Source organism: Streptomyces sp. NPDC059037 (assembly GCF_042740015.1).
In the GTDB taxonomy this organism is placed as follows: Bacteria; Actinomycetota; Actinomycetes; order Streptomycetales; family Streptomycetaceae; genus Streptomyces.
The window spans coordinates 1-18,875 of sequence record NZ_JBHYIG010000052.1; the positions used below are offsets into that span (position 1 = coordinate 1).

Consider the following 18,875-nt stretch of genomic DNA (forward strand, 5'->3'; position numbering starts at 1 on the left):
GGGCGGGCCCCGCGTTTTGTATTTTGCTTCTAGTGTGGGCGGCCGGCCGGCGGGCCCCCCCGCGGGGCGGGGCCCCCGGGGGCCCCCGGGGGGCCCCCCCCCCGCCGCGTGCCGCTACCGCACCAGGCAGGGGCGCTTGCCGTCGAACTGCCAGCCGGGGACCAGGAAACGCATCGCCGCCGCGTCGTCCCGCGCGCCCAGCGCCTGCTCGCGGTAGAGCTCGTGGGCCGCGAGCAGGCGGTCCATGTCCAACTGGACGCCGAGGCCGGGGGAGCCGGGGACGGCGATCTCGCCGTCGACGATGCGGGGCGGGTCGGTGGTGAGCCGCTCCAGGCCCTCCTGCCAGATCCAGTGGGTGTCCAGGGCGTTGTACTCACCGGGGGCGGCCGCCCCGCAGTGCGTCACCATGGCCAGGGAGATGTCGAAGTGGTTGTTGGAGTGACACCCCCAGGTCAGGCCCATCGCGTTGCACAGCTGGGCGACGCGCACCGAGCCCTGCATGGTCCAGAAGTGCGGGTCCGCGAGGGGGATGGAGACCGACTGCAGGGCCAGGGCATGGGTCAGCTGCCGCCAGTCGGTGGCGATCATGTTGGTCGCGGTGGGCAGGCCCGTGGCGCGCCGGAACTCCGCCAGGATCTCCCGCCCGGAGTAGCCGCCCTCTGTCCCGCACGGGTCCTCGGCGTAGGCGAGCGTGCCGACCAGCGGCCGGCACAGCTCGACCGCCTCGCGCAGCGACCACGCGCCGTTCGGGTCCAGGGTGATCCGGGCCTCGGGGAAGCGGTCCTTGAGCGCGCGGACCGCCCTGACCTCCTCGGCGCCCTCCAGGACACCGCCCTTCAGCTTGAAGTCGCGGAAGCCGTACAGGTCGTGGGCGGCCTCGGCCTGACGGACGATCGCCGCGGGCGACAGGGCCTCCTCGTGCCGGACGCGGTACCACTCGACCTCGGAGTCGGGTTCACGGACGTAGTCGAGGTCGGTGCGGTCGGGGTCGCCGACGTAGAAGAGATAGCCCAACACACGGACGGAGTCGCGCTGTTGGCCGTCTCCGAGGAGCGCCGCGACGGGGACGCCGAGGTGCTGGCCCAACAGGTCGAGCAGGGCCGACTCGACGGCGGTGACGGCGTGCACGGTGGTCCGCAGGTCGAAGGTCTGGTCCCCTCGGCCGCCGGAGTCGCGCCCCGCGAAGCGCTCCCCGATCTGCTGCAGCACCCGCTTGTAGTCGCCCAGCGTCGCGCCGACGACCAGGGATTCGGCATCCCGCAGGGTCTGGGTGATCTGCGCGCCGCCTGGCACTTCGCCGAGGCCCGTACGTCCTTCGGAGTCCTGGAGGACGACCACGTTGCGGGTGAAGCAGGGGCCGTGTGCGCCGGAGAGGTTCAGCTCCATGGAATCGCGGCCTGCGACGGGATAGACGGCGTACCGGGTGATGGTCGGTCGGCCGGCACTCTGGTTGCTTCTCTTGCTCATATCGTCGTCAACGTCCTTGTATGGGAGGGGAGTCAAGGGGGGATTCGGGGGTCAGAGGCCGAGGATGTCGAGGGACCGCTCGGCGGCCAGGACGCCGATGAGACCGAGGACCGCGAGGACCGTCGTATACGTGGTCCTGACCTTGATCGCTTCGATGACCGAGAGGTTGAAGTACTCCTTGAACAGCCAGAATCCGGGGTCGTTCACATGCGAGAAGGCGATCGAGCCGCAGGAGACGGCGAGCACCATCATCTCGGCATGCGCCCCGCTGCCCGCCAGGAGCGGAAGGACCACGCCGGACGCTGTGACGACGGCGACCGTCGCCGAGCCGAGCGCGACACGGAGGATGACCGCGATGAACCACGCCAGGACGAGCGGCGAGATGGACCAGTCGGCGGTGACGTCCTTGATGTAGTCGGAGATGCCGCCCTCGACGAGTACGTTCTTGAACGCGCCCCCGGCACCGATCACCAGGAGGATCATCGCCATCGCCTGGGCGGCGGACGTGCAGGAGCCGCTGACGTCCGTCAGGCTCCGGCCGATGCGGGGGCCGAACGCCCACATCGCCAGGATCAGGGTCAGCAGGAGTGCGATCGGCGCGGAGCCGATGAAGGCGATGAGGTGCAGGAGCGGGCCATCGCTGGAGGCGGCCATGTCGGTCACCGCCGCGCCCGCGATAAGCACCACGGGGAAGAAGGCGACGAACAGCGACCAGCCGAGACCCGGCATGTCCTCGTCGGTGAACTCCCGCTCGCTGACCAGGCCCTTGGGGATGGCGGGGTCCATCGCCCTGATGAACGGGAGCCGGGGCCAGGCCAGAGCGATGAGCGCGCCGGCCGGGACGGCGATGAACAGGCCGTAGAACAGGGTGAGGCCGATGGAGGCGTGGAAGGTCGTGGCCACGGCGGTCGGGCCGGGGTGCGGCGGCAGGAAGCTGTGCATGGTGGACAGGGCGATGGACATGGGAAGGCCGACCCAGAGCAGCTTCGCCCCGGTGACCCTGACGAGGGTGAACGCGATGGGCACGATGATGATGAAGGCGACCTCGTAGAACATGGTGACGCCGATGAGCATCGACGTGACCACCATGGCCACTTGGACCCACCGCGGCCCGAAGGCGTCGAGGAGCCGCTGCGCGATGCGCTGGGCGGCGCCGGAATCCCCCATGACACGGCCGACCATGGCGCCGAGGCCGATGGTGAGCATCGTGTCGCCGATCTGGCCACCGATGCCTTCGGAGAGTACGTCCGGGATCTTCTCCAGCGGTATGCCGCGGACGACGGCGACACCGACCGCCACGAGCAGCAGCGCGGCGAAGCCGTTGAGTCTCAGCCTGGTCATGAGGAGCAGCAGGATCGACACGCTGATTCCGACTACGACGAGAGGCAAGGCAGTTCCCCTTTGAACTGTGGATCACGTGGCGCGGCGGCGGCGCGCGGACGGCTTCTCGTCAGGCCGTTCGCCGTACGGCGCCCACCAGGGCAAGGCCGTCGTCGAGCACCTTCGCGAGCTCGGCGAGGTCGTCGGGCGCGGGGTCGGTGAGCGGGGCGCGCACCGGGCCGACGGGCAGGCCGCGCAGCCGGGCGGCGGCCTTGATCAGCGAGACGGCGTAGCCGGGTACCCGGTCGCGCAGTTCGACCAGCGGGACATAGAAGTCCCGCAGGAGCCGGTCCACCGCCGCGTCGTCGCCGGTCCGCAGCGCGGTGAAGAAGGCGCATCCGATCTCGGGCGCGAAGGCGTGGACCGCCGATGAGTACGCGGGCACGCCCACGGTGGCGTACGCGCGGGCCTGGATCTCCGCTGTGGCGGCGCCGTTGAAGAAGAGGAAGCCCTCGGGGGCGGCGAGGGTGAGGCGCTGCAGCCGGTCGAGGTCGCTGTGCCCGTCCTTGAGGCCGATGACGGTGGGGATGGCGGCGATACGGCGCAGCCCGTCCGCGGTGAAGGTGACCGGGCCGCGCTGGTAGGCGATGAGCGGCAGGCGGGTGCCTTCGGCGATCCGGCTCAGCTGCGCCACCAGGCCGTCCTGCGGGGCGGCGACCAGATAGTGCGGAAGGACCAACAGGGCGTCGGCGCCCGCCTCTTCGGCGATACGGGCGAACCGCCGGGCCTGCGCCCAGCCGTACCCGATGCCCGCGACGACGGGCAGCCGGCCGTCGGCCGCATCGACGGTCGCCGCGACGACCGAGCGGTACTCGTCCTCGTCCAGCGCGCTGAACTCGCCGGTGCCGCAGGCGGGGAAGACGGCGCCGGGCGCGGACGCCAACTGGGCGGTCAGGTAGGCCCGGTACGCCTCCAGGTCGAGGCCGCCGTCGTCCCGGAAGCTCGTGAGGGGAAAGGAGAGGACCCCGCGTGCCATGCCGTCGCGCAGCCGCTGGGTCACGTCATCGGGCTCCGTGCTTGGCCGTGTCATGAATCGCGTCCTTGTATGCAGATGTCGTTCGTATATGAGAATGGAGGCTAAGTTGGTGAACGTGAACGGGTCAATGGGCGCGATGAAACGGAATGGTGAAGCGGATGGGTGAGGCGGATGAGTGAGGCGGATTTACGATGGGCCGCATGCCGGAGAGCGCAGGGTTCCGCGGGGCGGACAGGGGCGTCCGTGGAGTGAAGTCGGCAGCCCGAACCGTCGCGTTGCTGGAACTCCTCGCCGGGCGCGGCGACCGGCCGGCCCGCCTGGATGAACTCGCCGCGGAACTCGGCGTACCGCGCAGCAGCATGTACCAACTGCTGCAGACGCTCGTCGACTGCGGCTGGGTGCGCTCCGACACCACCGGTTCGCTGTACGGCATCGGGGTCCGCGCACTGCTCACCGGTACGAGTTACCTGGACGGCGACCGGCGGGTGCGGGTGGTCCGCCCGTATCTCGACGCCGCATCGGACGCGCTCGGCGAGACGATCCATCTGGCGCGGCTCGACGGCCCCTACGTCGTCTACCTCGCCACCCGCGAGTCACACGAGTATCTGCGCACCATCAGCAGGGTCGGCCGCAGGGTCCCGGCCCACGCGGGCGCCCTCGGCAAGGCGCTGCTCGCCGAGCGCTCCGACGCCCAACTCCCGCTTCCCGCCGGGCCATTGGCCGCCGTCACGGAGAACACGCTCACCGACCGCACCGCGTTCCTCGCCGATCTGGCGGGGGTGCGCTCCCGCGGCTACTCCATCGACCGCGAGGAAACCGTCCCCGGCATCGCGGGATTCGGCTTCGCCCTGCGCTACGACACCCCCGCCGTGGACGCCATCAGCTGCTCGGTCCCGGTGGCCCGGCTCACCGAGGAACACGAGGCCCGCATCATCTCGGTGATGCGGGAGACGCAGACGAAGATCGAGAACTTGCCGTCACCGGGGGCGGGTGAGCCGGACTGGGGCTGACCGGTGGCGCAGCGACCGGCGGCCGCGGCGCAGGTGGGCCTGTTCGGCCGCGTTCTCGGTGCGGGCGATGGCGGCCTCGTAGGCCAGGGCCGCTTCGTCCGGGCGGTCCAGGCGGCGCAGCAGGTCCGCCCGGACGGCGTGGAAGACGTGGTAGCCGTCCAGGGCGAGAGCGTCGACCAGGGTCAACGCCCGTTCCGGGCCCTCGACTTCGGCCACCGCGACCGCGCGGTTGAGCGCCACGACCGGGCTCGGGGCCACCGCCATCAGCTGGTCGTACAGCTGGCGGATCTGGCCCCAGTCCGTGCTGGCCGCGGTCGGCGCGTCGCTGTGGACGGCGTTGATCGCGGCCTGGATCTGGTACGGGCCGGGACGGTTGCGCCGCAGGCAGCGGCGTACGAGCTCCTGTCCCTCGTCGATCAGGGCGCGGTCCCAGCGGGTGCGGTCCTGGTCGGCGAGGAGGACGAGTCCGCCGTCCGGTGCCGTGCGGGCAGCCCGACGCGACTGGGAGAGCAGCATGAGGGCGAGCAGGCCAAGAGCCTCCGGTTCGTCCGGCATCAGCTCGGCGAGGAGGCGCCCCAGACGGATGGCCTCCGCGCAGAGGTCCTCGCGGACGAGCGCCTCCCCCGAACTGGCCGTGTGCCCCTCGTTGAAGATCAGGTAGACGACCGCGAGCACCGCGCGCAGCCGGTCGGGCAGGTCGGCGTCGCCGGGGATCCGGTACGGGATGTGCGCGTCGCGGATCTTCCCCTTGGCCCGCACGATGCGCTGGGCCATGGTCGGTTCCGGTACCAGGAACGCGCGGGAGATCTCCGTGGTGGTGAGCCCGCCGAGCAGACGCAGGGTGAGCGCAACCCGCGCCGCCGGGGCGAGCGCCGGATGGCAGCAGGTGAAGATCAGGCGCAGTCGGTCGTCGCGCACGGGTCCCTCCTCTCCGAGGGGTCTTTCCTGGGCGTGCAGCAGGGCGGCCTGGGCGTGCCGGTCGGCGCGGGACGCCTCCCTGCGGAGACGGTCGATCGCGCGGTTGCGGGCGGTGGTGATGATCCAGCCCGCCGGGCTCGGCGGCACGCCGGCGGACGGCCACCGCTGCACCGCCGTGGTGAACGCCTCCTGGACCGCCTCCTCGGCGACGTCGATGGAGCCGAAGACGCGCACCAGGACGGCCACCGCGCGCCCGTACTCCTCGCGGAAGACGCGCTCGACCACCCCGGCGGTGACCTCGGTGATGTCGGATGCCATCAGCGGGATTCGGGCCGCAGCGGGCGGACCTCGACCGGCAGGGTGGCGGCGCGGGCCAGCTTGCGGCCCCAGGCGAGCGCCTCGTCGAGATCGGCCGCCCGGATGACGGTGAACCCGCCGACGTGCTCCTTGCCCTCGGCATAGGGGCCGTCGGTGGTGAGCACGTCCTCGTCCTTGAGCCGCAGGACGGTCGCCGTGCTCGCCGGGAAGAGCCCTCCCGTGAACACCCAGGCGCCCGACTCCTTGAGCTCGGCGGTCAGCGCATCGAGGTCGCGCATGATCGGTTCGAGGATCTCCGGAGCCGGGGGCTCGCCGTCGGGCTGGTAGACGCTGAGCACGTACTGGTTCATGGCTGCTTCTCCTCGGTGGATCGCGCTGCGGGCCGGCCCGTTGCCGGTCTCTCACCCTCCATACGAACGGGGTGGCGCCGGATCGACAGGGTGAATGACGACGAGGCCTCATCCCACCGTCAGGGGAGAGGCCTCGTCCAGCGCATTGAGTTCGGAGGGCTCTGCAGGCTCAGCAGGCTCCGAGGGCTCAGCAGGCTCAGAAGGAGAGGGCGGCGCCTTCAGAAAGGCTCGCGCCCATCTCGCAGTTGTTGCTGAAGGTGGCGGACCACGCGACTCGTCTGCCCTGCCACACACCGTCGACGGTGACCACGACGGGCCTCCATTCCTTGGTGCAGGCCACGCCGGACGCCGTGCCGAGCAGCTCGGCGAACTGCCCGTCGACGGAGTTCAGTTCGGCGCACGCGGCGGCCGCCGAGGGGTGGGTCCCCGAGGCCTTGGGCGTACAGGTCAGGGTCACCGCGCGCTGCATGGTCGCGGTGGCGGCGTCCTCGCCCTGGCCGACGGCGAGTACCAGTGACGAGGGCGCGTAGAGGCCGCTGGGGGCGGTCGTCTTGGCCTGGGCCGTGCCGGTCGTGCCGGACATCACGCAGGCGGCCACGAGGGTGGTGGCGCCCACCGTCTTGAGGAAGAAACGCACGTCAGCTCTCCTTTGATGCGGGTGTGTGTTCGTGATTGCGGACTGGAGTCTTGCCGGTGCGGAGAGTGAGCGCCAAACTCATGGTCGATTTCCGGATGCATGTGTTCGCTGAGCGGTCGCCGTACGACCGTTCGGGCAGCTCAGGGCGGGCGCGGCGGTCGCGCGAGGGGTGTCCAGCATATGGACCGGAGGCGGTGATGCAAGCCGGAACAACCGTCTGACCTGCGGTTTTAGGTGATTCCATTTTCTATCGGAATCTGGGGTCGACCGGAAAGCATCGGTGCTATAGGCGTGGGACATATGCGCGGCGGTCACGGAACGTGCGGCGCAGATCGTCGACCCAGGCGTCGGGGATCTCCCAGGGGATGAAGTGGCCGCCGTTCTCGTGCGCGGTGATGTTGACGTGGTGGTACCACGCGGCGCGGTCGCCGCTGAGCCAGTTCTGGACGCGCTGTTCGGGTGTGGTGACGCCGGGCGGGTTCTCGTGGCCGACGAACGTGATGCCGGTGGGGGCCTCGACGACCGGGCTGCGGTCGTGGGACGGGGTCCATGGGTAGCGGTTGGCGTTGGCGTAGTAGCGAATCGATGTGCCGATCGCGTTGTTCACCCAGAAGATCATGGCGTGCGTGAGCAGGTCGTCCTTGGAGAAGACGCTCTCGACGTCGCCCTTGCTGTCGCTCCACTTGGTCCAGCGTTCCAGGATCCAGGCGAGCAGGCCGACCGGTGAGTCGCTCAGCCCGTGGGCGAGCGTGCTCGGGCCGAGGACGTGTACGGCCAGGTGGGCGGCGAACCGCCGCTCCAGGGAGATGAGTTGGCGGTGTGCGGGCTCGGTCAGGCCCTCGGGGATCGGGTGGCCGCCGCTGAGGTCCCAGCCCCGGTCGCCGTTGAACAGGGTGAGTTTCAGGGCGGAGCCGATGTGGATGCCGTGCAGTTCGTCGGCGTACTTGTGACCGAGCTGGCCGGTGACGAGGGCGCCGACGTCACAGCCCCCGGCGGCGTACTTCTCGTGGCCGAGCGTGTCGGTCATCAGGGTGTGCCAGAGGTCGGCGACCTTCACGAAGTTCATGTCGGGGTGATCCGGCAGCGGCGTGGAGAAGCCGAAGCCGGGCAGCGAGGGGACGATGACGTCGAACGCGTCGGCCGGGTCGCCGCCGTGGGCCGCGGGGTCCGCGAGGGGGTCGATGACCTTCGACCAGTGCCAGAAGGTCCACGGCCAGCCGTGCGTGAGGATGAGCGGCGTGGGGTCGGGACCGACGCCCGCCCTGCGCATGAAGTGCACCGGTACGCCGTCGACGCTCACCCGGTAGTGCTCATAGGCGTTGATCGCGGCCTCGGCCTTGCGCCAGTCGTACCGATGGAGCCAGTAGTCGGTCAGCTCCTGGAGGTAGCCGCGGCTGACGCCGTAGTAGCCGTCGTCGTTGCCGGTGTCATCGAACCACCGGGTCAGGCGCAGCCGCGTCCTGAGGTCGTCGAGGACGGCTTCGGGTACGTGCAGGGGCACCGGTTCCAGGGGGAAGCGGGCGGTGGCTGCCATGAGATTCCTTCCGGGAGGGAGAAGCGGCCGCGCCGCGCGTCAGCGCTCGGCCGGCCGATGCTGAGAAGTCATCGCTGCCCCCGGTCGCGCGGGGCCACCAGGCCGGACTCATAGGCCAGGACGACGAGTTGGGCGCGGTCACGGGCGTGGAGTTTGGTCATGGCCCGGTTGACATGGGTCTTCGCGGTCAACGGGCTGATCACCATGCGGTCGGCGATCTCGTCGTTGGACAGGCCCTGCGCGACCAGGGCGACGGCCTCGCGCTCACGATGGGTCAGTCCCGTCAACTCCGCGTCGCCACCGATGGCGTGGGGCGGCTGCGTGACGTACCGGTCGATCAGCTTGCGGGTGATCGACGGTGCGAGCAGCGCGTCGCCGCGCGCGGCCACGCGCACGGCGTGCAGCAGGTCCTCGGGCACGATGTCCTTGACGAGGAATCCCGCGGCTCCGGCGCGCAGCGCGTCGAAGACGTACTCGTCGAAGCCGTAGTTGGTCAGGATCACGACATGCACCCCGGCGAGCGCCGGGTCGGCGGCGATGAGCCGGGTCGCCTCGATGCCGTCGACGACGGGCATCTGGATGTCGATGAGCGCGATGTCGGGCAGGTGCCGTCGGGCCAGCGCCACGCCCTCCCGCCCGTCGGCGGCCTCGGCCACCACCTCGATGTCGTCCTCGATGTCGAGGAGCGCGCGGAAGCCGCTGCGCAGGAGCGGCTGGTCGTCGACCAGCAGCACACGGATCACGGCGTACGCTCCACGGGCAGCTCCGCACGGACGGTGAAGCCGCCGTCGCCGCGGGGTTCCGCGTGCAGGCGGCCGCCCAGTGCGGTCACGCGTTCGCGCATCCCGAGCAGCCCGACGCCGGGCACCGGCGCGGAGTCCGGCGATGCCTTCCCGTCGTCGTCGACCCGTATGGCCAGGGCGTCCGGGCGGTAGTCGATCCGGACCGACGCCGTGCTCGCCGACGCGTGCCGGGCGATGTTGGTGAGCGATTCCTGGACGATGCGGTAGGCGGTGCGGTCCACCGTGGCCGGCACGTCGTGCCGTCGCCCTTCGATCGTCAGCGTCGCGTCAAGGCCGTTGCCACGGGCCCGTTCCACCAGCTCCGGTACGTGCGCGAGCCCGTGCGGCGGAGCCTTGCCGTCGTCACGCAGCGCCTCCAGGGTCGCGCGCAGCTCCCGGGTCGCCTCGCGGCCTGCGTCCCGGATCGCCAGGAGCGCCTCCGGTACCTCTTCGCCGCGCTTGCGGGCCACATGGACGGCGGCCTCCGACTGCACCTTGATGACCGAGATCTGATGGGTGAGCGAGTCGTGCAACTCCCGCGCGATGTGCAGCCGTTCCTCGTCGGCACGGTGCCGCGCGGTCTCCTCGCGGGTGCGCTCTGCCTCGTCGGCCCGTCGCTCGGCCTGCCGCAGCGCTTCCCCCGCGGCGCCGGCCGCGATCAGCCAGGCGATCTCCAGGGCGCCGCGGGCCCGTGCGAACGCCTCGCCCGTGTCGTGCAGGGACACCAGGGCGGCGAGCGGAAGAGCGGCCAGCATCAGCACGCTCGCCGCCACCGTGAAGACGCGGTGCCCCGCCCGCACGGCGGCGTACACCGCGAACAAGAAGGCGACGGCCGGTACATCGAAACCGGCCGCCTGATACCCCGCCGCGCACAGCCCGGTGACGGCCAGGACGGGAAGCGGAGCCCGGCGGCCCGCGGCGAGCGCCAGGCCGCTCGCCGCAAGCAATCCATAGCCGACGAGCACGTCGAGATCCGCGGCGGAGAGCTGCCCGGACCGCCCGGCGATCAGCAGCACCGCCGCCACGCACACCGCGACCACCCCGTCCCTGACACCAGCCGGAACGCCGAACCGTCCTGTGCTCATGCGCGCACCCTAGCCGGACGCCGTCGCGGGGGAGTCCCGCTCACGAAGGGGCGGCCGCCTACCGCGTACGCAGTAGTTCCGCGCCCCCTGCCGCAGCCGCAGCAGCACGAAGTGTCTGCGCCTGCGGGACGACCGGCGGCGCGCCCGGCGACAGGATCGGAGGACAGCCCCACCTCGTGAGCAAGCCGTACAGAGAAGATCAGGAGAAGGACATGAACTCGTCAGGAGCCCTGACCACCGCCGCCGATGTGTTCGCCATGAGCGCCGGACGCCTCGGAGCCACCACGGCCGCCGTGTCGGGGCTGATCGGCGTCGTCATCGGCGGTCTCGCGCTGGCCCGCCCCGCCGGCCGCCTCGGCACCGGCACCGGGCGGCTCGGAGCCGACGCGGCTCTGGCGGCGGGGCTGATCGCCGTGGCCCTGGGCACTCTTGTCACGGCCACCGCCGACGGCGGCCTGGGCACCGGCAACGGCCTCGGCGGGGCCATCGTCGCCCTGGTGGTGGGCCTGATCGCCCTCGTCATCGGCGGTCTTGCCCTGGCCCGCGCCCGCCGCACGCGCCCTCACCCCAGGGTGACGGTCACCCGCTGAGTGGCGCCCTTGGTGCCGCTGAGATCGCCGAACGTCAGCTTCAGCGAGGCGCCCGTCGTCGCGGACGTGACGGTGGCGGGCTTGGACGTCACCGCGGACACGGCACGGTTCCAGGTGAGCGTCAGGGACGTCTGCGCGCGCATCGGATCGCTGACGCAGACGACCGCGGTGCCGTCGCTCTTCTCGCTGATCTGGACGGAGCAGGGCGCGCTCGCGGTGAGCGGGCCCACCGTGCCGCCGAACCAGAAGTTCACGCCGGTGAAGCCCTGCGCGGGCACGGATACGCCTTGCTGCTCATCGGAGTTGGCGAGGATCCGCAGCCATCCGGTGTCCGCGGACCGGGCCGCCGTCTGGGCCGCGGAAGCGCCCGGCATCAGCTGATAGGCGTACGTGCCGTTCGTCGGGGCGGTGCCGTGATCGACGTACAGCGTGAGGTACTTACGGGCGATCGCGGTCGTGGCGCCGCCCTTGTTGATGTCGCTCCACTTGCCGGAGCGCTCGTCGCGCAGCGCCTTCACCGTCGCGCCGCCGGGGAAGACATAGCCGCCGTGGCCCCCGATGTGGGCCCACTTGGCGCCGGAGAGAGTCGCCGACCAGGGCGTGCTTGTCGGCTTGCTGACGCCGTCGACCTGGAAGGGGGCCGTGCCCGTCGGGCCGAGGTTGCGGTTCTCGATGGTCGACTCGACCGCCGCGCCGTCCGTGCAGACGATCCCGGCACCCAGGCAGACGATCGTGTCGTCCAGGCAGAACCAGGACTTCTTCGCCCGCAGCGTGCTCTGCAGACCCTTCAAGTACTGGCCGATGGCGGCCCGTTGACCGTCGCTCGCGCCGCCCACCCACTTCACGTCCGGCAGCGACGCGCCCCAGTCGCCGCCCGCCGCGTCCGCGAGCGGCTTGCGGGAGGCCGTGATGCCGGGCAGCCGGTAGGGGTCGACGGTGGGCCAGAAGGCGTCGCTGTACTGCCCGTTGGCGTAGCTGTCGCCCCACCAGTAGAGCATTCCGGAGCCGGTGTGCCAGCCGCGCAGATTCTCGCCATTGCCCGTCTCGTAGTACGTGATGCGGGGGTCCGCCATGCTGATCGACGCCGCCCAGCCGGGGCGCCGGTGCGTGGCGCGGGCCATGTTGGTGAAGAGGCGGTGCCCGGTGGGCTCGGCGGCCGGGGTCACGGAGGCGTCGTCCTCGACTCCCTTCAGGCGGGCGAGACTTGTCAGGCCGAGTGAGGGGTCGCTCAGCGGCGGGCTGTAGTAGTCGCGGCGCATCCAGCCCTTGACCAGGCCGCGCCAGCGGGCATTCTCCGCGGCGCTCGCGCCCTGACCGAGCAGCACGATCGCGGACAGGATCGGGTGGCCGCGCAGATGGTCGTCGGCCTGGATCTTCTTGGCGTCGGATGCGGCGAGACCGCGGCTGATGGCGCGGCCCGCGACGCCGTCCATGACGAGACCGTTGTAGAGGAAGGGCGCCCAGGCCTTCTCGACGGCGTCGAAGACGATCTGCCGCTTGGCGTCGGTGACCTCCCAACTGGAGCCGCGCAGCAGCGAGAAGAGCATGCCCAGACCGCCCAGCATCACTGATCCGTACGAACCGGTGTAGGGCACGGTGGTGTGCTGGATGAATGAGCCGTCGGTGTAGAGCCCGTCGCCGGTCGTCACGTACGGGAAGACGGGGGACAGCGCGTCACGGGCCAGGGCGATCTTCGCGGAGCTGCCGCCGACGACCCCGCGCAGGGCGAGCACCCGGCACAGATCCACGCGATTGGCGCCGGTGCTCGTGCCGGTGTAGCTGCCCACCGCGGAGTCGGGCACGAAGTGGTCGACGGCCTTGCAGTAGTCGGCCACTTGGGCCGCCGACAGGTGGTCGTACATCAGGACGCAGACGTCGAGGAGGTGCTGCGGGGCGCCTATCTGCCAGCTGTACCAGTTGCCGAACCGCGCCTGGTTCTCGTTGTAGACCTGCGCGTAGAGGTGGTCGAGGCCGGTGAGGATGTCGGCCTTGAGGGCCGCGTCGCCGGTCAGGCCCGTGCCCTCCTGGCGGTAGGCCTGCGCCATGGTGTTGAGCCTGCTGTAACCGGTCACCACGTTCGCCGAGTAGCCGTAGGACTCCTGGTCGGTGTCCGGCTCGGGGTCGGCGTACGAGGCGTCGGGCCACAGGGATCCCGTCGCGGGGGCCATGGTGTCGCGCAACTGCCGTGCCGTGGCGCCGAGTTCGGCAAGACGGCTCTTGAAGGGCTCGGCCGTGGGGGAGAAGCCGTCGCCCAGGACGAGGGTGCGCCACTTGGCGCGCAGCGCCTCGTACGCGTCGGCGGCCGCCGCCTCTGCGGAGGGCAGCAGTCCCGTGGCGGTCAGGGAGAGCGCGGAGGCGCTGGTGGTGAGCAGGAAGGAGCGGCGGGACCAGGGAGAGTGCATGGGTTCTCCGATGGTGGTGGGCGGGGGGAGGGAGCCGGGAAGGGCGGGGCCGCGCGAGGAGCAAGCGCTTTCTAGCATGGGTGTGCGCCACCGCTCAATAGGTCTAGACGTCTTCGCGCTGTAGCGTCGGGTCCATGGAAGATCACGCGGTGGTGGATGTCGGCGACGTACGCCTGGCCTATCGGAGCTGGGGCGACCCGTACGGCGCACCCGTCGTGCTGCTGCACGCGCTCGGCGGCTCATCGGCGAGCTGGGACGAGGTCGGGCAGATGCTCGGCGAGGAATGGCGTGTGTACGCCCTTGACCTGCGCGGGCACGGCGAGAGCGACTGGCCCGACGAGTACTCGTTCGAGCTGATGTGTGAAGACGTGCTCGGTTTCCTCGACGAGCTCGACCTCGACCGCGTCGGCGTCGTCGGCCACTCCATGGGCGGCGTGGTCGCCTACCTCCTGGCCGAGGAGCACCCCGACCGCGTCGAGCGCCTCGTCCTGGAGGAGGCGCCGCCGCCCTACCCGCGTGAACCGGTCGAGGCCGAGCGCCCCGACGGCCCCATCGACTACGACTGGCCCGTGGTCCCCGCCATCCGCGGCCAGGTGGACCGCCCCGACCCGGAGTGGGCCGAGCGGCTCGGTGAGATCGTCGCGCCGACGCTCATCGTGGCGGGCGGGCCGGACAGCAGCATGTCGCAGGCGCGGATCCCCGACATGGCAGCGGCGATCCCGGACTCCCAGCTGATCACGATCCCGGTCGGACACTCGGTCCACGAGGCTCAGCCACGTCAGTTCGCGCAGCAGGTCAGCGAGTTCTTCAGCAGCTGACGGCGCGGGTCGTCGGCCGAGCGGGTGCGGGGCGCGGACGGACCGCGTCCCGCACCTGCCGCGTCCGGGGGTTATGCGGGCCGGGGCCGTGACTGGTAGAGCCGGGTGTAGTAGCGCCCCTCGGCCTCAAGTCCTGTCGGGTCGTCGCCGGCCTTGAGGACCAGGTCGACGGCGCTGCGCTGTTCCTCCAGATCGCTGAACAGCCGCTGCGGATAGGTCCGTTCGGGATCGGTCTCGGTGGCGAGGCCATGGGCGTCGAGACTGGCCAGGATCTCCTGGAAGGGCACCGTGCGCAGGACGAACGCGCTCACCCAGACCGGCAGGGCCGTCGCGTCGAGGAGCGCGCGGAAGGTGCGGTGCGTGATGTAGCCGATGCCTCCGGTGACGGTGATCAGACCGACACGGGAGACGGCGCGGCGCAGCTCCGCGCTGGGCGGGTGACGTTCGAGGTTCTCGGCATACGCCTCGTCGAGGAGCCCCACCTCAAGGGCGTAGCGCGTGGCGTTGTCGGCCGTGTCGAGGCCGATCACGGGGACCGCGTCCGCCCGCCGGCGCGAGGCGTAGAACTCCTTGTCGCACTCGATGAGTTCACCCCGCGTGAGGCCGTTGGTCGTGGGCCCGGTGTAGTGCGCGTACAGCTCGGCGAGCGAGAGGTCGTGGTTGAGGAGTGCCGCGTTGATCCCGTACGAGCAGCAGAGGTCGAGGACCGTGACGGGGAGGTGCGTGCCGCGTACCGCGGACCGCTGGGCGAGCGTGCGCCGGAAGACGTCCTGGGCCTGGTGCGGTATCTCGTACTCAAGCGGGGAAAGCGTACGGAAGTAGGCGCGGGGGTCAGGCTCGTTGTAGATGTCGTCGAACCGGGTCTTGCCTGCCGCGGTGGTGGTCCGGGCACGGGTCATGAGGCATCCTTCCTGGTGCTGAGCGGAGGATCAACGGCCGCGATACGTCTACCCGACCCCTGGCGCGACCCGATAGACCTCCTGGCGGTTACCGGCCACAGCGGCGGCCGTGCCTCCCCGCCGCCGAAGCGGCGTGTCCCCCGGGTGCACTGGTCAAGGGCGGATCACTCGGTGGGTCCAAGGAAGCCTCCCAAGCTGGTTCAGGCCCGAACGGCCGGGACCTTGCCTATGCGGCGGTGGGCCGTTTGGGCATCGGCTTCGCCTCCGGGGCGGGTGGTGCGGACGGCAGGGCCTGGGTCTGCTGGGCCGGTTGCTGGGCCTGCTGGGCCCGTTCGAGGAAGCGCAGGAGTTCGACGGGGAAGGGCAGGACGAGGGTGGAGTTCTTCTCGGCGGCGACCGCGACGACGGTCTGCAGCAGGCGGAGCTGGAGGGCCGCGGGCTCCTCCGCCATCTGGTGCGCGGCCTCGGCGAGCTTCTTGGACGCCTGCAGTTCGGCGTCGGCGTTGATGACGCGGGCGCGGCGCTCACGGTCCGCCTCGGCCTGCCGGGCCATCGAACGCTTCATCGTCTCGGGCAGGGATACGTCCTTGATCTCGACCCGGTCGATCTGCACGCCCCACCCGATGGCGGGGGAGTCGATCATCAGCGCCAGGCCCTGGTTGAGCTTTTCGCGGTTGGAGAGCAGATCGTCCAGGTCGCTCTTGCCGATGATCGAGCGCAGGGACGTCTGGGCCATCTGCGAGACGGCGAAGCGGTAGTCCTCGACCTGGACGACGGCCTCGGCCGCGTCGACGACCTTGAAGTAGATGACGGCGTCCACCCGCACGGTCACGTTGTCCCGCGTGATGCCGTCCTGCGCAGGGACCGGCATCGTCACGATCTGCATGTTCACCTTGTGCATCCGGTCCACCACCGGCACGATCATCGTGAATCCGGGGGGCCGCACCACGCCCTGCAACTGCCCGAGCCGGAGCACCACACCCCGCTCGTACTGCTTGACCACTCTGGCCGCCGCTGCCACGTAAACCAATCCTGCGCACGCGGCCGCGGCTCCCGCTGCGAGCAGCTCTTCGAGCATGACGACCCCCTCTGTCTTCCGAGTCGCCGTCATTACCAAGATATGCCCAGGTTTGTCCATGGTCGAGCCCGTCCCTGCGCCCGCTGGCTAGGGTGGGGCCGGTGTTCACCTCCCAGGGACCCACACTCCGCGAACTGGCTGCGCAAGCCCTCTCCTCCATCGAGCGCGGCTACGACCTGCTGGCTCCGAAGTTCGACCACACCCCTTTCCGTACGCCCGACCGGATCCTGCACGCGGTCGCGGACACGCTGCGTGACCTCGGCCCGTTCGACGCCGGCCTCGACGTCTGCTGCGGGACCGGCGCGGGCGTCGAGACGCTGCGGCCGCTGTGCCGGGAGCGGGTCACCGGTGTCGACTTCAGCGCCGGGATGCTGGCGGCGGCCAGAGCCGCCGCGCCGCCCGCGCGGGGCGGCGGGCCACAGGTGGAGTGGGTGCGGGCTGACGCCCGTGCGCTGCCCTTCGCCGACGCCTTCGACCTGGCGGTCAGCTTCGGCGCGTTCGGGCACTTCCTGCCCGCCGAGCGGCCACGCCTTTTCAGCGAGGTCTTCGGGGCGCTGCGGCCCGGCGGCATGTTCGCCTTCCCGATCGGCGCGCCACCGCCCCGCACCGCGCCGCTCTACTGGGCGATGCTCGGTTTCGACGGGGTGATGCGGGTGCGCAACGCGCTGTGGCGGCCGCCGTTCGTCATGTACTACCGGACCTTTCCGCTGGGAGAGGTGCGCGAGGACCTGGTCCGGGCGGGGTTCACGGTGCGGCTGTACCCGCTGGAGGAGTTCGGCCGCCGGGCCGACGGCAGCCCCAACTGGCGCCTGGTCGTGGCCCGCAAGGGGTGAGCGCCACACCCCCGACGGCCGCTGGGCTCCGTGATCTACCGCCGGTGAGTCATCGAAACGCCTTGCGGTAGGCCTGCGGGCTGACGCCGGCGACCCGTTTGAAGCGGTCGCGGAAGGCGGTGGGGGAGCCGAAGCCGACCTGGACGGCGATGCGTTCCACCGAGTGCCCGGTGGTCTCGAGGAGATGCTGGGCCTGGCGCACCCGTGCGCGGTGCAGCCACTGCAGGGGCGTACTGCCGGTCTGCTCGCGGAAGCGGCGCAGCAGGGTGCGCGCGCTCATGCCCGCCCGCGTGGCGATGTCCTCCAGGGTGAGCTCGCGCCCGGCGTTCTCCTCCAGCCAGCGCAGCAGCGGTTCCAGCGTCGATCCGCGCGGTGTGGGCGGCTGTTCGGCGACGATGAACTGGGCCTGGCCGCCCTCACGTTCCAGGGGCATCACGGAGAGCCGGGCCGCGTCGGCGGCGACGGCGGAGCCGTAGTCGCGCCGGATCAGATGCAGGCACAGATCGAGACCGGCGGCGGCACCGGCCGAGGTGAGGATCTGCCCGTTGTCGACGTAGAGGACATCCGGGTCGACGTCGATGTCCGGGTACGCGTCGGCCAGTTGCCCCGCGGCCGCCCAGTGCGTGGTGGCGCGCAGACCGGTCAGCAGCCCGGCCGCGGCGAGCGTGAAGGTGCCGACGCAGATGGAGGCGATCCGCGTCCCGTCGCAGGACGCCGCCCGCAGCGCGTCGAGCACCGCGTCCGGGACCGGCCGGGAGACGTCGGCGACACCGGGCACGATGATCGTGTCCGCGTCGGCGAGCCCGTCCAGCCCCCAGGGCGCCCGCAGGGTGAACAGCCCGGCGTCGACGCGCGGCGCGGCGGCGCAGATCCGCACCCGGTACCCGGCCCGGCCGCCCGGCAGCCGGGTCCGCCCGAACACCTCGATCGGCGTGGACAGATCGAAGGGGATCACGCTGTCCAGCGCCAGGACGGCCACGGTGTGCATGGCGGCAACGTACGACATGACCGGGATCCCGCCAAGCGCATGAGCATCGATGGCCGGTGCTCCCTCCGTCATGAGCTGGCCAGGCACCTTATGGCGGGATTCATGCGAAGCCTGTCAGTAATGCCACTGTCGACGCGCGCGGACCGCGGGCTAGTCTCGCGGCCGGGCCCCGACCGGGGGCCCGTACGAGACCCGCGTCCGTCGCCCTTCGCCGCGTTCCGAATCCCGAGGCCCTCGCTGTGACCAAGCTCTTCCTGACCCTCCATGTGCTGGCCGCGATCATCGCCATCGGCCCGGTCACCGTCGCCGCCAGCATGTTCCCCGCGGCCCTGCGGCGGGCCCAGGCCGACCCGCAGGACCCGGCGGCGATCGCCACGCTCCGTACGCTCAACCGCATCTGCGGCGTGTACGCGCTCATCGGCGCCGCCGTCCCCGTCACCGGGTTCGCGACCGCGAGCAGCCTGAACGTGCTCGGCAGCGGCTGGCTGATCGCCTCGATCGTCCTGACGGGCATCGCCGCGGTGGTGCTCATCGTGCTGGTGCTGCCGCGCCAGGACGCGGCGCTTGACGCGGTGAGCGGTGAGCTGACCGACGGGGTGGTCGGCGAGGGCGGCGAAGTGGCCGACAGGACCGGAACGGTGGTCCTCGGCGAGCGGACAAGCACCCAGCTCGCCATGTACACCGGCCTCTTCAACCTGCTCTGGGCTACGGTGACCGTCCTCATGATCATCAGGCCTGGTTCGACCACGGGAGCCTGAGAAGGTGGTGCGTGCGGGGCGGGAGAGGTGTAGAGATGAGGTGTGTCGCAGC

The 18,875-nt window shown here is 71.0% G+C and carries 18 protein-coding genes; 5 read left to right on the top strand and 13 right to left on the bottom strand.

Annotated elements, in window-relative coordinates:
* Window positions 1-114: 114 nt before the first annotated feature.
* The 3 genes from ACFWY6_RS13830 to ACFWY6_RS13840 form a co-directional block, all read right to left on the bottom strand.
* Window positions 115-1,467 (bottom strand): enolase C-terminal domain-like protein, encoded by a 1,353-nt coding sequence (locus ACFWY6_RS13830; RefSeq protein WP_384689007.1) that lies wholly within the window; start codon window positions 1,465-1,467, stop codon window positions 115-117.
* A gap of 51 nt (window positions 1,468-1,518) precedes the next feature.
* Window positions 1,519-2,856, bottom strand: coding sequence for a gluconate:H+ symporter (locus ACFWY6_RS13835; protein WP_384689010.1), 1,338 nt, complete (start codon window positions 2,854-2,856; stop codon window positions 1,519-1,521).
* 61 nt (window positions 2,857-2,917) lie between these two features.
* Window positions 2,918-3,877 (bottom strand): 5-dehydro-4-deoxyglucarate dehydratase, encoded by a 960-nt coding sequence (locus ACFWY6_RS13840; protein ID WP_384689012.1) that lies wholly within the window; start codon window positions 3,875-3,877, stop codon window positions 2,918-2,920.
* A 146-nt stretch (window positions 3,878-4,023) separates the two neighbouring features.
* Between ACFWY6_RS13840 and ACFWY6_RS13845 the strand changes: the two genes are divergently transcribed.
* Window positions 4,024-4,833, top strand: coding sequence for an IclR family transcriptional regulator (locus ACFWY6_RS13845; protein WP_384689015.1), 810 nt, complete (start codon window positions 4,024-4,026; stop codon window positions 4,831-4,833).
* Here the strand turns inward: ACFWY6_RS13845 and ACFWY6_RS13850 are convergent.
* The 6 genes from ACFWY6_RS13850 to ACFWY6_RS13875 form a co-directional block, all read right to left on the bottom strand.
* The gene (locus ACFWY6_RS13850; protein WP_384689018.1) at window positions 4,801-6,069 is read right to left on the bottom strand and encodes an RNA polymerase sigma factor; all 1,269 of its coding nucleotides are present in this window, start codon (window positions 6,067-6,069) and stop codon (window positions 4,801-4,803) included. The two genes, ACFWY6_RS13845 and ACFWY6_RS13850, sit on opposite strands and share 33 nt — an antisense overlap.
* Window positions 6,069-6,419, bottom strand: a complete 351-nt coding sequence (locus tag ACFWY6_RS13855) for a YciI family protein (RefSeq protein ID WP_384689021.1) — start codon at window positions 6,417-6,419, stop codon at window positions 6,069-6,071. The genes ACFWY6_RS13850 and ACFWY6_RS13855 overlap by 1 nt, the downstream gene beginning before the upstream one ends.
* Before the next feature lie 196 nt (window positions 6,420-6,615).
* A complete protein-coding gene (locus ACFWY6_RS13860; protein ID WP_384689094.1) occupies window positions 6,616-7,002 on the bottom strand; it encodes a subtilase-type protease inhibitor in 387 nt (128 codons plus the stop codon).
* Between the two features lie 337 nt (window positions 7,003-7,339).
* The gene (locus ACFWY6_RS13865) at window positions 7,340-8,590 is read right to left on the bottom strand and encodes an epoxide hydrolase family protein (protein ID WP_384689024.1); all 1,251 of its coding nucleotides are present in this window, start codon (window positions 8,588-8,590) and stop codon (window positions 7,340-7,342) included.
* A 68-nt stretch (window positions 8,591-8,658) separates the two neighbouring features.
* Entirely contained in the window at window positions 8,659-9,333 is a 675-nt protein-coding gene (locus ACFWY6_RS13870) for a response regulator (protein WP_384689027.1), read from the bottom strand.
* Window positions 9,330-10,457: a sensor histidine kinase gene (locus ACFWY6_RS13875; protein WP_384689030.1), complete on the bottom strand. Its 1,128-nt coding sequence runs from the start codon at window positions 10,455-10,457 to the stop codon at window positions 9,330-9,332. Before ACFWY6_RS13875 ends, ACFWY6_RS13870 begins: the two co-directional genes overlap by 4 nt.
* 212 nt (window positions 10,458-10,669) lie before the next feature.
* On the opposite strand from ACFWY6_RS13875, the gene ACFWY6_RS13880 reads away from it, so the two are divergent.
* Window positions 10,670-11,047, top strand: coding sequence for a DUF6223 family protein (locus tag ACFWY6_RS13880; RefSeq protein WP_384689035.1), 378 nt, complete (start codon window positions 10,670-10,672; stop codon window positions 11,045-11,047).
* Here ACFWY6_RS13880 and ACFWY6_RS13885 read toward each other — a convergent pair.
* Window positions 11,020-13,449, bottom strand: coding sequence for a polysaccharide lyase 8 family protein (locus tag ACFWY6_RS13885; protein WP_384689037.1), 2,430 nt, complete (start codon window positions 13,447-13,449; stop codon window positions 11,020-11,022). The genes ACFWY6_RS13880 and ACFWY6_RS13885 overlap by 28 nt on opposite strands.
* A gap of 134 nt (window positions 13,450-13,583) precedes the next feature.
* Between ACFWY6_RS13885 and ACFWY6_RS13890 the strand changes: the two genes are divergently transcribed.
* Window positions 13,584-14,267 carry an alpha/beta fold hydrolase gene (locus ACFWY6_RS13890; protein WP_384689039.1) on the top strand — a complete coding sequence of 228 codons (684 nt, stop codon included), beginning with the start codon at window positions 13,584-13,586 and terminating at the stop codon, window positions 14,265-14,267.
* Window positions 14,268-14,338: 71 nt separating this feature from the next.
* Here the strand turns inward: ACFWY6_RS13890 and ACFWY6_RS13895 are convergent, their stop codons facing one another.
* The gene (locus tag ACFWY6_RS13895; protein ID WP_384689042.1) at window positions 14,339-15,166 is read right to left on the bottom strand and encodes a hypothetical protein; all 828 of its coding nucleotides are present in this window, start codon (window positions 15,164-15,166) and stop codon (window positions 14,339-14,341) included.
* 226 nt (window positions 15,167-15,392) lie between these two features.
* Complete coding sequence (locus ACFWY6_RS13900; RefSeq protein ID WP_384689045.1) at window positions 15,393-16,244, bottom strand: slipin family protein; 852 nt, start codon at window positions 16,242-16,244, stop codon at window positions 15,393-15,395.
* 101 nt (window positions 16,245-16,345) lie between these two features.
* Here ACFWY6_RS13900 and ACFWY6_RS13905 point away from each other — a divergent pair, with 101 nt between their 5' ends.
* Window positions 16,346-17,077, top strand: a complete 732-nt coding sequence (locus tag ACFWY6_RS13905; RefSeq protein ID WP_384689048.1) for a class I SAM-dependent methyltransferase — start codon at window positions 16,346-16,348, stop codon at window positions 17,075-17,077.
* A gap of 49 nt (window positions 17,078-17,126) precedes the next feature.
* On the opposite strand, the gene ACFWY6_RS13910 is transcribed toward ACFWY6_RS13905, so the two are convergent.
* Complete coding sequence (locus tag ACFWY6_RS13910) at window positions 17,127-18,065, bottom strand: GlxA family transcriptional regulator (protein ID WP_384689097.1); 939 nt, start codon at window positions 18,063-18,065, stop codon at window positions 17,127-17,129.
* A gap of 239 nt (window positions 18,066-18,304) precedes the next feature.
* Here ACFWY6_RS13910 and ACFWY6_RS13915 point away from each other — a divergent pair, with 239 nt between their 5' ends.
* Complete coding sequence (locus tag ACFWY6_RS13915) at window positions 18,305-18,823, top strand: DUF2269 family protein (protein WP_384689051.1); 519 nt, start codon at window positions 18,305-18,307, stop codon at window positions 18,821-18,823.
* The last annotated feature ends 52 nt before the right edge of the window (window positions 18,824-18,875 follow it).